The following is a 15,180-nucleotide window of genomic DNA, read 5'->3' as shown; positions in this document are numbered from 1 at the left end:
CGAGGTGACGTCCGACCTAGTGTCGCTGGCGTGGAAGCAACCCCTCGTGGTCGCCACACTCCGCGATCGTTCAGCGCAGGCGACATCTCTCTCGTCACGGTCAGCTACCGTGACGACCTCGATCTCGCGCGCGAGCTGTGCCGCAGTGTCGACACCTACCTCGAGCCGGGTGCGGAGCACGTGTTGATCGTCCCGCGCTGCGACGTCGCGATGTTCGCGACGCTGGCAGCGGAGCACCGCCGGATCGTCGCAGTCGAGGACGTTCTGCCCCGCGGATACGTGAAGCTCCCGGCTCCGAGGCACGTGCGACTGGGCCCGTTCCACCGGCGGATCAGGGAGATCTGGGCCAGTCCGGTCGGGATCGTGCGCGGATGGATCGTGCAGCAGATCGTGAAGATGTCGGCGCCGGCCTTCACCGACCGCGAGATCGTCGTCTTCGCCGACAGCGACATCGTGCTGGTCGCGCCGCTGACCGTCGACCGGTTGACGAACGGGCCGTGCGTGCGGCTCTACCGCCTGCCAGGTGCGACCGCGGACCTCCCGACACACGTCGGCTGGCACTCGGTGAGCGCGCGCCTCCTCGGGCTCGAGCAACGCGGCTACCTGGGATCCGACTACATCGGGAACCTGATCACCTGGCGCCGCTCGAACATCCTGCTGCTGCAGCAGCGCCTGGCCGAGGTCGCCGGCCGCCGGTGGGACAAGGAGGTCGCCCGGCAGAGCGACTTCTCCGAGTACATCCTCTACGGCATCTTCGCCGACCTGGTCCTCGACGAGGCGTCCGGCCACGACCGCACGTCCGAGGACCTCGTGCACGCCGGCTGGTTCTACGACCTGCACACGCCGGCAGGGCTCGAGGACTTCGTGCACGGCTTCCGCCCCGGCCAGGTCGGCGTGGCCATCCAGTCCACCGAGGCGTTCGCCCTCGACGAGCGGCGCGAGCTGGTGCGGCGGATCGTCTCGGAGGCCGCGCGAGCCGGGGAGCCGCGGGGGTGACCCCCGTCGACCTTCCCGTCGCGAGCGTGGTGATCCCCGCCCACAACGAGGCGACCGTGCTCGACCGATGCCTCGCCACGCTCGCCGCTGGAGCCGCTCCGGGTGAGCTCGACGTCGTCGTGGTCGCGAACGCGTGCACCGACACCACGGCGGACGTGGCGCGCAGGCACGGAGCTCGGGTGATCGTGACGCCCACGCCCGGCAAGGCGAACGCGCTTCGGCTCGGCGACGAGGCCGCGGTCACCTTCCCGCGCGTCTACCTGGACGCCGACGTCGATCTCACCATCGACTCGGTGCGCGTGCTCGTGGCCACCCTGGCCCAGCCCGGCGTGCTGGCGGTGTCGCCGCGCCCGCACTACGAGCTCGCAGGCGTGCGGCCGTCCGCGCGGCGCCTGCACAAGGTGCACGAGCTGATGATGACCGGGCGCCGCGGGCTCGCCGGCGCGGGTGTCTACTGCCTCAACGAGGCCGGGCACGCGCGGATCGCGCCGTTCCCGGACGTCATCTCCGACGACGGCTTCGTCCACCGGAGCTTCGCTCCTGGCGAGCAGGTCGTGCCTGCGGGTGCCCGGAGCGTCGTACGGCCCTCGGCCTCGTTCGGCGCGACCCTGCAGCGCCGCATCCGGGTGCGCCAGGGCAACCGGCAGCTGGACGCGATGGGCGTGGCGCTGCCGGAGGGCCGGCTGGGGCTCGGGGCACTGGCGGGACTGGTCCTCCACCGTCGGGTCACCCCGATCGACGCCGCGTGGTACCTGGGGCTCGTCGGTGCGGACCGGACGCTCGTGCGCTGGCGCTCCGTCACCGGCGCCCGGGTGTCCTGGGGGACCGACACGTCGAGCAGGGGGCCGGCGACGCCGGCGCGCGCCGGCGACCTCCCGCGGACTGGGTAGCCGCCGCACCCTCCAGCCGGGCCCGGGTACCGCCGTCCGGCTGGGTGGGGCAGAGACTCCGCTCAGGCGATGCTGGGCATGTCGATCGGGATGATGGCGGCCCCGCCCGGGTTGGGCTGGTCGCGCCACAGCGCCCAGGGGCTGCAGCCACGTCGGTAGAGGTCCTCGAGGTGCGTGCGCTCCTTGAGCGTGTCCATCGGCGCCCAGAAGCCGTCGTGGGCGACGGCGCGGGTCTTGCCGTCCTTGGCCGCCTTCACGCAGCCGTCCATCACCAGGTCGTCGCCCTCGTCGAGGTAGTCGAAGATCCCCTGGCGCAGGACGAAGTAGCCGCCGTTGATGCGGAAGGGCAGGTCACCCGCAGGGACCAGGTCCTTCACGCGGCCGCCGTCGTCGGTCTCGACGACGTGGAAGGAGTCGCCGGGCTTGACCGAGATGAACTGGGCGACCGCATCGGTGGCGCAGAACTGCTCGATGAGGTCGTTCATCGGGGCGTCGGTGAGGACGTCCCCGTAGTTGGCGAGGAAGTACTCGTCACCCTCGAGGTAGGGCCGCACGCGACGGAGACGCTCACCGATCGGGGTGTCCATGCCGGTGTCGATGAACGTGATCGTCCAGTCGCTGATGTCGGTGCTCAGCATGTCGACGTGCTGCCCGCCCTTGGTCAGGACGAAGTCGTTCGAGGCGGTCTCGCGGTAGTCCAGGAAGTAGTCCTTGACGGCGTTGGCGCCGTGACCGAGGCAGAGGATGAACTCGGTGTGACCGAAGTGCGCGAAGTAGCGCATGATGTGCCACAGCACGGGCCGACTGCCGATCGGCATCATCGGCTTGGGGAGGGACTGGTTGTCGGCGCGCATCCGCATGCCGAGCCCGCCGCAGAAGAGAACGACCTTCATCACGTGTCCTTTCGTCGCTGGTCCGATGCGACCGCACGGCGGCCGGTGAGCTCGTCGAACACCGCGAGGTACGAGGGGGCCTGGTGCTCCCAGGCGAGCTGGTCCTCGACGCGCTCGCGGCCGACCTTGCCCATGAGCGTCCGCGTCTCCTGGTCGTCGAGGAGGTCCAGCAGGAGCCCCGCGAGCCCCCGCGGGCCCGACTCGGGGTCGGCGTACACCGCCGCGTCACCGGCCGAGACCCTCGTCTCGACGAGGTCGAAGGCGACGACCGGCAGCCCGAAGGCCATGTACTCCATCGTCTTGTTCATCGTGGAGACGTCGTTGAGGGGGTTGAGCGGATCGGGGGAGAGGCCGACGTCGGCGGTGGAGAGGACATCGGAGACGTACGCGTCGGGCACCCGGCCCGGCAGCTCCACGTAGTCCTGCAGTCCGAGCCGGTCGCGTTCCGCCACGAGCTCGGCGTGGCAGTCCCCGCCGCCCATCAGCGTGAACGAGACGTCCTCGCGTCCCAGCGCGTGCACGACGTGGTCGGCGGCCGCGAGCACGACGTCGACGCCGTCCTGCGGACCCATCACACCCAGGTAGGCGACGAGGTGCTTGCGTCCACGCCGCTCCGCAGGGACCGGCTCCGACGCCTTCATGACACGTGGGTCCGGACCCGTGCGGACGACCGAGACCCGGTCGGGCGCCTTGCCGCCGCGCCGCATCGCGACCTGCCGGTAGGACTCGTTGGTCGACGTCACGCGGTCGGCGGTGCGGAACGTGGCCCGCTCCAGCAGCTCGAGTCCACGGAGCGCGAGCCGCGAGCCATGCGGGAAGCGCGACCGGAACAGCTCCGGGCAGAGGTCGTGGTGGTCGAAGACGAAGCGCGTCCCGTCGCGCATCCGGAACCACCGGGCGAGCGGCCAGAAGATGTCCGGCGGGTTGCAGGCCTGGACGACGTCGAAGCGTCCACCCCTGCGGCGCGCCTTCCTGGCCAGCCGGGCCGTCGCGAGGAAGGAGTAGGCGTACTCCAGCACGTAGCCGAGCGCGCTCCCGCCGGGAGCGTAGGGCCGGTAGCCGTGGATGGTCACGCCGTCGACGACCTGGTAGGCGCCGGTGTCCTTGCCCCGAGGGCAGATCACGGTGACGTCGTAGCCGGCGTCGCGCAGCGTCTGGCACTCGAGCCAGACCCGGCGGTCGAAGGGGACCGGGAGGTTCTGGACGATGATGAGGACGCGCGGCACGGGGCTCACCACCCCACGCCGCTGTACCCGGGCAGCTCCTCCACCTCGTGGTCGAGACGGCCACACAGGTCGATGACGTGCGCCGGTGCGGCGGCGCGGAGCGCATCGGTGATGCCCTCACCGCTGGCGGAGACGAGGACGACCTCCGCACCCTCCAGCGCCGCTTCCGGCGTGCAGGCGAGCAACCGGTTCAGGTGCGGGAGCCGCGTCTCCACGTGCCGGCGGTTGGCGCCCACGAGTCGATCCGGGTTCACGATGGGGTCGTAGACCCGGACGTCGAAGCCCTTGCCGACGAGCCGCTCCGCCAGCTCGACGTTCGGGCTCTCCCGGAGGTCGTCGGTGTCGGCCTTGAAGCTGAGGCCGAGGAGCGCGACGTGCCGCAGTCCCGTGGCGATCACCCGCTCGACGACGTCGCGGATGATCAGCTCGTTGGTGAGCACGGTGCCGTCGAGCAGCGGCGCGTCGACGCCGTTCGCCCGAGCCATCTGCAGCAGCGCGCGCAGGTCCTTCGGCAGGCAGCTGCCGCCGTAGGCGAACCCGGGGCGCAGGTAGGTCGGGGCGATGTTCAGCTTCGTGTCCTCGCAGAAGATCTCCATGACCTCGCGCGAGTCGACGCCGAACCCGCGGAACACCCGGGAGAGCTCGTTCGCGAACGAGACCTTGGTGGCGTGGAAGGCGTTGCAGGCGTACTTGAGCGACTCGGCCGTCGTGGTGGCGACGTGTCGGGTCTCGATGTCGAGGAACGAGAACAGCTCGGCCACGGCCGCGGCAGCCCGCTCGTCCGCGGTGCCCACGACGACGAAGGGCGGCGCGAAGAAGTCCTTCACGCTGACGCCCTCGCGCAGGAACTCGGGGCACATCGCGGCGCCGACCTCCCAGCCCGGCACGGCTTCGGCGAACGCCGGGGCGACGACCGTGTCGACGGTGCCGGGCGGCACGGTGCTCCGGACGACGACGGCGTGGAACCCGCTCGCCGGGGGCGCGACGACGCTCATCGCGTGCCTGATCTCGGCGAGGACCTTCTCGACGTACGAGAGGTCGGTGCTCCCGAGGCTGCCCGACGGAGTGCCGACGCAGATGAGGGACAGGTCGGCGTGCTCGACCGCCTCGACGGCCGACGAGGTGGCGTGCAGGCGGCCCGCCTGCACCGCGGACTCCATCAGCTCCGCGATCCCGGGCTCGACGACCGGGCTCTCGCCGGCGTTGATGGCGGCGACCTTGGTGGCGTCGACATCGACGCCGACGACCGTGTGCCCGCTGTGCGCGAGGCCAGCCGCGGTGACCGTACCGACGTATCCCAGGCCGAAGACTGCGACCTTCATTGAACCCCCAACGATCCGTACGTCCTGTGGTGGTGGGCCGATCAGGCCCGACGCCGTCACTCTGGAACGGCCGACGGCCCGGCTGGGGGCGACGGCAGCCAGTTACTCAACGTTGGGGAGCAGACCGGCGCGGATGACGCCCCACGGCGAGCCGAGCGAGGTGTCGGCGGCTCGTCCCCCGAACGGGCGAGTGGTCCCGGATCCGGCTCGGCAGGTTTCCGTGCGCGAGCCGGTCCGGGCGTCGAGTGGCGTCGGCGAGGAGCCGACATCCGCCATCCCGAAAGGATGGCTGGAACCGGCGCCGCAGCTCGGAACCGCCGATGGAATCCCCACAACGAGGGAGGGCGACGGCGTGGACGACTGGTCTAGACGGATGGGCCTCTCCGGGCCACCTGGGCCGCGTTTGAGGTCGTGCTGCGTGTAAATCCATTAATCTGCTCGACATTCCCGCCCAAGGGCGCGCGGGACGGGTGAGATCGGACCGCGTGACGTGGTCGGGTGACGATCGACGAGAAGGACTTTTCGCATGTCAGGAGAGGTGCTCGCACCGCCGGCACTGTCGGAGGTGCCGGGGCCTGACGAAGACCGACCACGGCAGATCACCGCACGGCACTCGGTCCAGGACCAGGTCTTCGTGCACAGCGCCCGGGGCGTGGGGCTGCTCGTCCTCGTCATCGTCTCCTCGATCGGCGTGTTCCTGGGCGCGCAGTCTGTGCCGACCCTCGACCACTACGGCCTGTCGTTCTTCACCGAGTTCCGCTGGCTGCCCAGCCAGGACCGGATCGGCATCGCCGCGGTCGTGGTCGGCACCATCCAGGTGGCCCTGATCGGCATCCTGATCGCGGTGCCGCTGGCGCTGCTCACTGCGCTCTTCATCTCCGACTGGGCGCCGGCGTGGCTGCGGCCGACCCTGGTCCGCCTCGTCGACCTGATGGCCGCGGTGCCGGGCATCGTCTTCGGCCTCTGGGTGCTCTTCGTGATGCAGCCGCCGGCCACCGAGGTGGCCCACTGGATCAGCAAGTACTTCGGCTGGTTCCCGCTGCTGCACGTGCGCACCGACGTCGACTACCCGATCTGGAACCAGGCGCCGGGCTACCCGTCGTACGCCGGCTCCGCGTTCGTCGCCGCCATCGCGGTCACGATGATGATCTTCCCGATGGCGTGCTCGGTGATGCGCGAGGTCTTCATGGAGGCGCCGGCGGGGGAGAAGGAGGCCGCGCTCGCCCTCGGCGCCACCCGCTGGGCGATGGTGCGCACGGTCGTGCTGCCCTTCGGGCGCAGCGGCATCGTCGGCGGCACGATGCTCGCGCTGGGCCGGGCGCTCGGCGAGACCATCTCGGTGGTGATGGTGATCTCGCAGGCCTTCGAGATCAAGCCCTACGTGCTCGAGTCCGGCACCTCGACGATCTCCTCGCTGATCGCGTCGAGCTTCAAGGAGGCGTCGCCCTCCCAGCTCTCGGCCCTGCTGACGGCCGGCTTCGTGCTGTTCGTGATGACGCTGGTCGTCAACAGCCTGGCCGCGCGGATCGTGGCGCGCTCCCGCAGCGGCAAGGGGACCGAGCTGTGACCGAGCTGATGGAGCGGCGGGCCGCGGTCCGCGACGCCGCGGCCGCACCGGGCCCGCCGCCGGTGCAGGAGGAGCTCCGGCGCACCGGCGGTCGCACCCGCGAGGACGTCCTCACGCTGGTCGGTGCCGCGGCCGCCTCGGTCGCCACGACCTGGGTCTTCTACACGAAGGTCTTCCCCTTCCACGGCTCCGTCGGGTTCGTCGTGCTCTGGTACGCCGTGTTCGTGGCCTTCTACGCCGGGCTCACCGCGCTGACCCAGCCGCGCCCGGTGGTCGTCGACAGGATCGTGACGACCGCCGTCGTCGCGGCGCCGACGCTGGTCGGCGTCGCCCTGCTCAGCGTCGTGGTGATGACCGTCTACCGGGGCCTGGACGCCCTGACCAACCTCAACTTCTTCACCCAGGACATGTCCGGGGTGCGTGCCGACGACCCCTTCACGATGGGCGGCATCCTGCACGCGATGGTCGGCACGCTGATCGAGGTCGTCATCGCGGTGTCGATCGCGATGCCGCTCGGCGTGGCGACCGCGGTCTACATGTCCGAGGTCGGAGGGCGCGGCTCCCAGCTCGTGCGCACGGTGGTCGAGGCGATGACCGCCCTGCCGTCGATCGTCGCGGGCCTCTTCATCTACTCCGTGTGCCTGGTCCAGCTCGGGATGCCGGCGAGCGGGCTGGCCGCCGCGCTCGCGCTCGCGGTGATGGCGCTGCCGATCATGGCCCGGGCGAGCTACGTCGTGCTCGGCGTCGTGCCTGGCGGCCTGCGGGAGGCGTCGTACGCACTGGGCGCCGGCAAGTGGCAGACGGTCTGGAAGGTCGTGCTGCCGACCGTGCGCCCCGGTCTCGCGACCGCGCTGATCCTCGGCGTCGCGCGCGCGGTCGGCGAGACGGCACCCGTGCTGCTCACCTCCGGGGCGTCGACGTATTTCAACGCCAACCCGGTCCGGGACCCGATGAACTCGCTCCCGCTGTTCATCTACGCCTCGATCCAGTCCGGCAACCCAGCGATGGAGGAGCGCGCGTACGCCGCGGCCGCCGTCCTGCTGACGCTGGTCCTGACCCTGTTCGTGCTGGCCCGGATGGTGGCCGGTGGAAGGAAGAGCTCTCGATGACGTTCACCAGGTCCCGTGCCCTTCGGCTCGTCGCGATCCTGCTCGCCCTGCAGACGGCCGTCCTCGCCGGGCCGGGCGCCGCGAGCGCGACGGTCTCCTACGCCCTCATCCAGGGCTCGGGGTCGTCGTGGGCGGCCAACGCGGTCAACCAGTGGGTCGCCGACGTCGACGCCAAGGGCCTGCGGGTCGTCTACACCGCCAACGGCGCGGCCCAGGGGCGCAAGGACTACGCCAACAAGTCCACCGACTTCGGCGTGACGGACTCGCCGTACCGCGGCAAGGACCCGACGACGGGCGCGACGGACTCGCCGCTGGGCCGCTCGTTCGCCTACCTGCCGATCGTGGCGGGCGGCACCTCGTTCCCCTACCACGTCGAGGTCGGCGGGGCGCTCGTGCGCGACATCCGGCTCTCCGGCGACACCATCGCCAAGATCTTCACCAACCAGATCACCAACTGGAACGACCCGGCGATCACGTCGGACAACAACGGCCGGGCGCTCCCGTCGATCCCCATCATCCCGGTCGTGCGCGCCGACGGCGCCGGCGTCACGAACCAGTTCACGACCTGGATGGTCAGCCAGCACGCCGACCTCTGGACGGCGTGCAACGGCGGCAAGAACGCACCGACCGACTACTTCCCGCTCAACTGCGGCGACACCCGCGGCCCGCAGAAGGCGCAGTCCGGCTCCGACGGCGTCATGAACTACGTGAAGAGCGCCGGCGCCAACGGCACCATCGCGATGGAGGAGTACTCCTACCCGCTGATGGCCGACTTCCCGGTCGTGAAGGTGCTCAACGCCGCGGGCTACTACACGCTGCCGACGCAGTACAACGTCGCGGTCGCGCTCACGATGGCGGAGATCAACGACGACCCCAACGACCCCAACTACCTGACGCAGAAGCTCGACCGCGTCTACACCAACCCGGACAAGCGCACCTACCCGCTGTCGTCCTACGTGTACGCGATCATCCCGACCGCGTCCGACGACTCGCGGATGACGACCTCGAAGCGCCAGACGATCGTGGACTTCCTCAAGCACGCGATCTGCGAGGGCCAGTCCGAGATCGGGCCGATCGGCTACTCGCCGCTGCCGGTCAACCTGGTGCAGGCGAGCTTCACCCAGGTCAACAAGCTCAAGCTCGCCGACGACGGCGTGGAGTTCGACGCGTCGATCATCCAGGACGTCCACGACTGCCACAACCCGACCTTCGTGCCCGGCGACCCGTCGCAGAACCACCTGGCGGAGATCGCGCCGTTCCCGGCCGACTGCGACCGGCCGGGCCAGGGTCCGTGCGGCGCGACGGTCGGCTCCTTCAACGAGAACCCGGGCTCCGACGGGGAGATCCCGGCCGACGCCGCCTCCGGTGGCGGCTCGGGCGGCAAGGCCGGGAGCGGGGGCGGCGGTCCCGGCGGGGGATCGGGCGGCGGGTCCGGCGCCGCGGGCGGCGGCTCCGGCGGAGGCGGCGACGGGGGCGCCGGCACCGGCGGCACCGCAGAGCCGAGCGACCTGCCGACGGTCGACAGCGACGGCGACGGGGTCCCGGACGCGCCCGCGGGCGGCGCCGACCCCGCGGCCGCCGGGGGCAGCACGGACGGCACGTCCGCCGACGGCGGCGTGGCGCCGGCGTCAGTGGTGGCGACCACCGTGGCCGCGGACTCCGCCGCCGGCCCGGCCGGCGTGCTGACCGCCCTCGTCGTGGGGCTGTTCCTCGGCGCCCTCGTGGTGCCGACGGCCGTCAGCCACCTGGCGCGTCGCAAGGCACGTGGATGACCGGGCGCCGGCGGCGCCAGGTCGCCCACACGCTCTTCGCCGCCGCACTGCTGGCGTCCTGCCTGGCGGTGGTCGCACCGGCGCTCACGTCCTCGGCCCGCGCCGTCGACGGCGGCGCGGTGACCCGCACGGTGCAGGCCACCCGGGTCTTCTACGACCGGGACGGCAACGCCGCTGAGGTGGTGCGCCAGGAGGTCGAGCTCCAGGTCGCCCAGACGACCGAGCTGCGCGGACGCCAGGAGATCCACGTCGCCTGGTCCGGCGCGGTGCCGACCGGAGGGGTCGTCGGTGACCCGAGGTCGTCCGACGCCCGCAACCAGGAGTTCCCGTTCGTGCTGCTCCAGTGCCGCGGCGTCGACACCACCGGCAGCGTGCCGGACGGTCAGACCCGGCTGACGCCGGAGACGTGCTGGACCCAGACCTCGCCGGAGCGCTACTTCCCGGCGGCATCGCACACGCCGGCCTGGCGGTTCGACGCCGACGCCGCACCCGAGGACCGGGCCGCGGTCGTCGGGCGTCCCGCGACCCTTCCGCCTGCGTGCTCGGCGATCGGCGAGCAGCTCACGGCGCGGTGGCTGCCGTTCCGCGCGGCGGGCGGCACGACGTACTACGGCGGCCCGGACCCGGGCGTCGGCTGCACGCCCCAGGCGCCCGAGTCCGACGACGCCGAGTCCGGCGGCATGCCGAGCAACACGACCTACGGGATCACCGGCGCCGACGGCACCGGCGCCACCGACTTCGCAGTCTGGACGGCCGCGGAGAACGCGTCGCTGGGCTGCTCGGCCGCGGTCGACTGCGCGCTGGTCGCGGTGCCCATCGTCGGCCTGAGCTGCGACGCGTGGGGCACCAGGCTGCCGGCGGGATCGCCGCAGACCACGAAGGCCGGCGTGCCCCTGAGCACCAGCCAGCTCACCACGGCCGACGCGACCTGCCGGCGCACCGGCGCCTACGCGCCGGGCGCGCCCCGGTCGAGCACGACCACGGACCAGGCGGTGCGGGGCAGCCTGTGGTGGTCGCCGTCGAACTGGCGCAACCGGATCACCGTGCCGCTCGGGTTCGCGCAGACGGGTGCGGTCTGCGATGCCGTGAGCAAGGAGCCGCCGCTGGAGATCATGGGGTCGACGGCACTCAACGAGCTGACGGCCTCCTGGCGGCCGAAGTTCTGCACGACCGACGGCCTGTTCACCTTCACCCACGTCCAGCAGGCCGACTCACTCGCCCGCACGCTGGTCAACAGCGGTGAGATCGACGCCGCGCTGACCTCGGCGCCCAAGGCGTCCGGCTACTCCAGACCGGTGGTGCAGGCGCCGCTCGCGTTCACCGGATTCGCGATCGCGTTCAACATCGACGACGCCAACCACCGACGGCGAGAGCGCCTGAACCTCAACGCGCGGCTGGTGGCCAAGCTCCTCACCACGTCGTACGCCGCCGACCCCGTCGTGCGCGACAACCACCCGAGCATCGGTGGCAACCCGTACAACCTCACGCTCGACCCCGAGTTCCGGGCGCTCAACCCCGGGCTGGCCCAGAGCTCGAACCTCGAGGCGGCGGCCGCGCTCCAGCTCTCCTCGGCGAGCTCGGACCTGACCTGGGCGCTGACGTCCTGGATCAACGCGGACCCGGAGGCCCGGGCGTGGCTCGACGGCACGCCCGACCCGTGGGGCATGACCGTCAACGCCAACTACCTGAAGGTCGCCCTGCCGGTCGACAACTGGACCAACCGGGACGCCTGGATCGCGCCGCAGTCCTACCAGGACGGCAACGCCTGCTACGCGAAGAGCCCGACGCCGTTCATGCAGCTGATCGGCAACCAGCCCGGCAGCCTCAGCACCGTCGTGCTCGACATGCAGTTCGCCAGCTCGGCCGTCTCGACGATCTGCCGGTTCGACGGCTACGACCCGACGACGCTGCCGCTGCGCACCCAGGGCCGGCAGACCGTCGGCTACCGGTTCGTGCTCGGACTCGTGTCGCTCTCGGCGGCGCGCCGCTACAACCTGCGGACGGCCGCGCTGCAGACGACGGCGTCGGACATCGACGGTGCCTTCACGGTCGCCGGCCGCACCTTCGTCGAGCCGGACCTCGCGGGCCTCCAGGCGGCAGCCGGGCTGCTGGCCCCGAGCGCCGGCACCTGGGCGATCGACGACGCCAAGATCAGCACGCCGGCCGGTCGGGCCGCGTACCCCGGCGCCGTGCCCGTGTCGGCCGTCATCCCGACGCGGGGGCTCGACCAGGCCACGGCCACCAAGCTCGCCAAGCTGCTGTGCTACTCCCGCGCCGAGGGGCAGGTGTCGGGTCCGAGCAACGGGCAGCTGCCCGCGGGCTACCTCCCCGTCACCGCCGCGAGCGGTCTCGCCGCCCAGAGCGACTACGTGCTGTCGGCGATCGCAGCGGTGCGCGCCCAGGCGGGGGCGGTGCCGTCGCTGACGGCGACGCCGCCCGACGAGAGCGAGGTGTGCGACTTCACGGCCTCGACCTCCGCGTCCCCGACGCCGACTCCCACCCCCACGCCGACCTCCTCGCCCACCGCCAGCGCCGCGCCGACCGCGTCGCCCACCGCGACTCCGACCGCCGAGCCGTCGCCGACCGGGACGCCGAGCCCGGCGCCGGCCAGCGGACCGGTCGTCCCGCCGACGGGCACCGTGCCCAGTGCCGGGGGCAAGCCGACAAAGCCCTCGTCGGGCCCCTCGGAGCCACCGACGACGGAGGCCGCGACCGTGCTGACCGCGGGGGAGAGCTCGCTGTTCGGCCGGCTGGGCGTGCCCGGGCTGCTGCTGCTTGCGCTCGGGTGTGCGCTCGCCGGCACCCTGGTCCGCTGGTTCGAGCCGATCAGCCGCGGCGTGGCGTCGGCCGGTCCGGCCGGCCGCGGCCTCGCTCGGCGCGGGCGGAGCACGGTGCGGAGGTGGCGTCGATGAGCGCCGTCACCACCGACGAGCGGGCGGGCGCGGCCGGGCCGACCGTGCTGCACGGGGGCGTCGTGGACGCCTCGCCGCCTCCGGGCGGCCAGCAGCGACGGGTCCGGGTCGGGTCCTCCCACATCCTGTTCGGCACGGCGTTCCTCGTGGGCTGGTTCGTGCTCTACATGGTCGTGCTCAGCGGCTTCGAGCAGTCCCACGCGCAGAGCTCGCTCTACCACCAGTTCCGGACCCAGCTGGCGCTGGCGACGGCGCCCACGGGCGCCGTCGCGCCGGGTACGCCGGTCGCGCTCCTGTCCGTCCCCGATGCAGGGATCTCGAACCTGGTGGTCGTCGAGGGCACCCGCCCCGAGCAGCTCCAGGACGGCCCGGGGCACGTGCTCGGCGGGGTGCTGCCCGGCCAGCAGGGCAGCAGCGTGATCGCCGGGAAGTCGGTCAGCTTCGGCGCGCCGTTCGCCCGGGTCGGCGAGCTGTCCGCCGGCGACCCGGTCGTGGTGACCACGGGCCAGGGTCGGTTCGTGTACGACGTCATCGGCGTGCGCACCGACGGCGACCCCGTCCCGCCGCCGCTGGAGGACGGGTCGTCGCGCCTCACGCTGCTCACCTCGCTGCGCGGCTCGGGCCTCGCCGGCCTCCAGGCGGGGAGCAGCGTCTACGTCGACGCCGTGCTGGCCGACGACGCCGTGCCCGCCGGTCAGACGGCGCCGGTGGACACCCAGGCCCGCCGCATGTCGGGCGGCCTGGACCCCACGACCCTGGCGCTGCTCGCGCTGAGCCTCCAGGGTCTGGTGGCCGCCCTGGCCGGCTTCGTCTGGGCCTGGTTCTCGTGGTCGCGGCGCGCCGCCTGGATCGCCGGTGCGCCGTGCGTGCTGGCCGCACTGTGGCTGGTCTCCTCCACCAGCACACGCCTGCTTCCGGGGCTCGTCTAGAGCGGGCGCGACACGCTCGGATCCGGATTGCGGATTCGACAGCGGAGCGGCTCTCGGACCCCTATGTTTCGTACATCAACAAACTCGGGTTAGTTACTAGAGAAAGGCAGTTCGATGGTGGTTCGACGTAGGTCGCTGGGGGTGGCCACGGTCGCCCTGACGACCGCCGGCGCCCTGACGTGGTCGCTGGCTCCCGCCCAGGCGGACTTCTCGCCGCAGCCGAAGGACGTGGTGTCGACCGGCTCGGACATCATCCAGAACTCGTTCAACTTCCTCGCGGACGGCTACGGCCAGCTGCCCGGCTACAACACGGCGGGCAACCGGTGGCGGTTCGTGAACTTCGACTCCTCGGGCGACGCCCAGGGCCGCAGCGCCTTCACCGACCCGCGACTGCAGACGGGCGTGTGGGTCGACAAGAACGGCGAGACGATCACCGACGCCGAGTACGCCGCCCTGAGCGACGCCGACAAGGCGCTCGCGACCAAGTACATCAAGCAGAGCGACCTGCGGCTGCTCAACCCGACGATCTCGCTGCGGGCGGGCCAGAAGCTCGTGGTCCGGCCGAGCGGCGGCGGTGGCGGTGGCCGGGACGCCATCATCAACGACAAGGTCGACAACGGCATCGGCGGCTGGATCGACGTGGGCCGGAGCCCCGACCCGCTCAACAGCGACCACCAGAACCTCGCCCAGGCCAACCTGGGCACCAAGCTGATCCGGGTCCAGGTGGCGACCGACCGGCAGCTGATCGCGACCGCGACCGACACCAACGCGCCGGCGACGATCCCGGCCGGGGAGATCCTCAGGATCTACCACAACGAGATCCACACGTGGGGCGAGATCGACGGCTACCAGGGCCCCGGCCAGCCGCTCAACACCGCGGCCCCGGACTACACCGGGCCGGAGGCGAGCCAGACCATCGTCCCGTTGATCCTGCCGACCGACGCGGGCATGTGGAACACCTTCGTGGCGAACGTGAAGAAGCAGAACCCGGGTCCCGGTGCCACGAGCATCGACAGCTCCTACCTGCGCCAGAACGCGAACCGCATCGAGGTGCAGCAGAACGACCCGACGGCGATCACCAGCCTGCCGGCGGCGCAGCGGGTCAACGCGATCGTGCCGTTCCCGCGTGGTCGCTTCCGCACCCTCAACACGGGCTACTACACCCAGACCAAGGAGTCGGCCGGCACGCTCGCGGCGCCCAAGACCAACCTCTACAACACCGATCCTGGGCACCGGACCGCGGCCAGCGCCGCCGGCATCAAGCTCCTCGACGGCGACAGCAACAACGACGTGCTGCAGGCGACCGCGCCGTACGGCGGCAACTTCGCCTACAACGCGATCGTCCGCGAGAGCGACCTCAACTCCACGACGCCGTGGCAGCCCGGCAGCACCCTCAACTGGGTCCAGGCGCTCTTCTACAACCCGGGCGGTCCGGACCCGTTCGTCCGCACCCCGGCCGGCAAGGCGCTGCTGGAGGCCGCAGGCGTGCAGCCCGACTACCACGTGTTCGGCACCAACAACGCCGAGATCCCCGTCGACTGACCTCGACGGACCGGACAGGAGA

General features: G+C 71.7%; 11 protein-coding genes. 8 read left to right on the top strand and 3 right to left on the bottom strand.

Translation table 11 applies throughout. The features are described from left to right. Window positions 1–30: 30 nt before the first annotated feature. Complete coding sequence (locus HZF07_RS10845; protein ID WP_157341574.1) at window positions 31–996, top strand: DUF6492 family protein; 966 nt, start codon at window positions 31–33, stop codon at window positions 994–996. Continuing rightward, a complete protein-coding gene (locus tag HZF07_RS10840; RefSeq protein WP_157341572.1) occupies window positions 993–1,886 on the top strand; it encodes a glycosyltransferase family 2 protein in 894 nt (297 codons plus the stop codon). Before HZF07_RS10845 ends, HZF07_RS10840 begins: the two co-directional genes overlap by 4 nt. Window positions 1,887–1,948: 62 nt before the next feature. On the opposite strand, the gene HZF07_RS10835 is transcribed toward HZF07_RS10840, so the two are convergent. Genes HZF07_RS10835 through HZF07_RS10825 form a run of 3 tightly spaced genes read right to left on the bottom strand, consistent with a single transcriptional unit; the run spans window position 1,949 to window position 5,327 of the window. After that, window positions 1,949–2,779, bottom strand: a complete 831-nt coding sequence (locus tag HZF07_RS10835; protein WP_157341570.1) for a sugar phosphate nucleotidyltransferase — start codon at window positions 2,777–2,779, stop codon at window positions 1,949–1,951. Next, the gene (locus HZF07_RS24410) at window positions 2,779–4,005 is read right to left on the bottom strand and encodes a glycosyltransferase family 4 protein (RefSeq protein WP_220131837.1); all 1,227 of its coding nucleotides are present in this window, start codon (window positions 4,003–4,005) and stop codon (window positions 2,779–2,781) included. Before HZF07_RS24410 ends, HZF07_RS10835 begins: the two co-directional genes overlap by 1 nt. A gap of 5 nt (window positions 4,006–4,010) precedes the next feature. Next, window positions 4,011–5,327: a UDP-glucose dehydrogenase family protein gene (locus tag HZF07_RS10825; RefSeq protein ID WP_157341568.1), complete on the bottom strand. Its 1,317-nt coding sequence runs from the start codon at window positions 5,325–5,327 to the stop codon at window positions 4,011–4,013. Between the two features lie 526 nt (window positions 5,328–5,853). On the opposite strand from HZF07_RS10825, the gene pstC reads away from it, so the two are divergent. The 6 genes from pstC to HZF07_RS10795 all read left to right on the top strand — a co-directional run bounded on the left by pstC (window position 5,854) and on the right by HZF07_RS10795 (window position 15,158). After that, complete coding sequence (gene pstC, locus HZF07_RS10820) at window positions 5,854–6,894, top strand: phosphate ABC transporter permease subunit PstC (protein WP_157341566.1); 1,041 nt, start codon at window positions 5,854–5,856, stop codon at window positions 6,892–6,894. Then, the gene (gene pstA, locus HZF07_RS10815; protein WP_309504695.1) at window positions 6,891–8,003 is read left to right on the top strand and encodes a phosphate ABC transporter permease PstA; all 1,113 of its coding nucleotides are present in this window, start codon (window positions 6,891–6,893) and stop codon (window positions 8,001–8,003) included. Before pstC ends, pstA begins: the two co-directional genes overlap by 4 nt. Further along, the gene (locus tag HZF07_RS10810; protein ID WP_198346382.1) at window positions 8,000–9,775 is read left to right on the top strand and encodes a substrate-binding domain-containing protein; all 1,776 of its coding nucleotides are present in this window, start codon (window positions 8,000–8,002) and stop codon (window positions 9,773–9,775) included. Before pstA ends, HZF07_RS10810 begins: the two co-directional genes overlap by 4 nt. After that, window positions 9,772–12,687, top strand: a complete 2,916-nt coding sequence (locus tag HZF07_RS10805) for a hypothetical protein (RefSeq protein WP_157341564.1) — start codon at window positions 9,772–9,774, stop codon at window positions 12,685–12,687. Before HZF07_RS10810 ends, HZF07_RS10805 begins: the two co-directional genes overlap by 4 nt. Beyond that, window positions 12,684–13,616: a class E sortase gene (locus HZF07_RS10800; protein ID WP_157341562.1), complete on the top strand. Its 933-nt coding sequence runs from the start codon at window positions 12,684–12,686 to the stop codon at window positions 13,614–13,616. Before HZF07_RS10805 ends, HZF07_RS10800 begins: the two co-directional genes overlap by 4 nt. Before the next feature lie 141 nt (window positions 13,617–13,757). Next, a complete protein-coding gene (locus tag HZF07_RS10795; protein ID WP_157341560.1) occupies window positions 13,758–15,158 on the top strand; it encodes a hypothetical protein in 1,401 nt (466 codons plus the stop codon). The last annotated feature ends 22 nt before the right edge of the window (window positions 15,159–15,180 follow it).

The organism is Nocardioides agri (assembly GCF_013778305.1).
GTDB classification, from domain to species: Bacteria; Actinomycetota; Actinomycetes; order Propionibacteriales; family Nocardioidaceae; genus Nocardioides; species Nocardioides agri.
The sequence above is the reverse complement of the archived record's forward strand: the minus strand, read 5'-3'. Positions and strand labels throughout refer to the sequence as shown.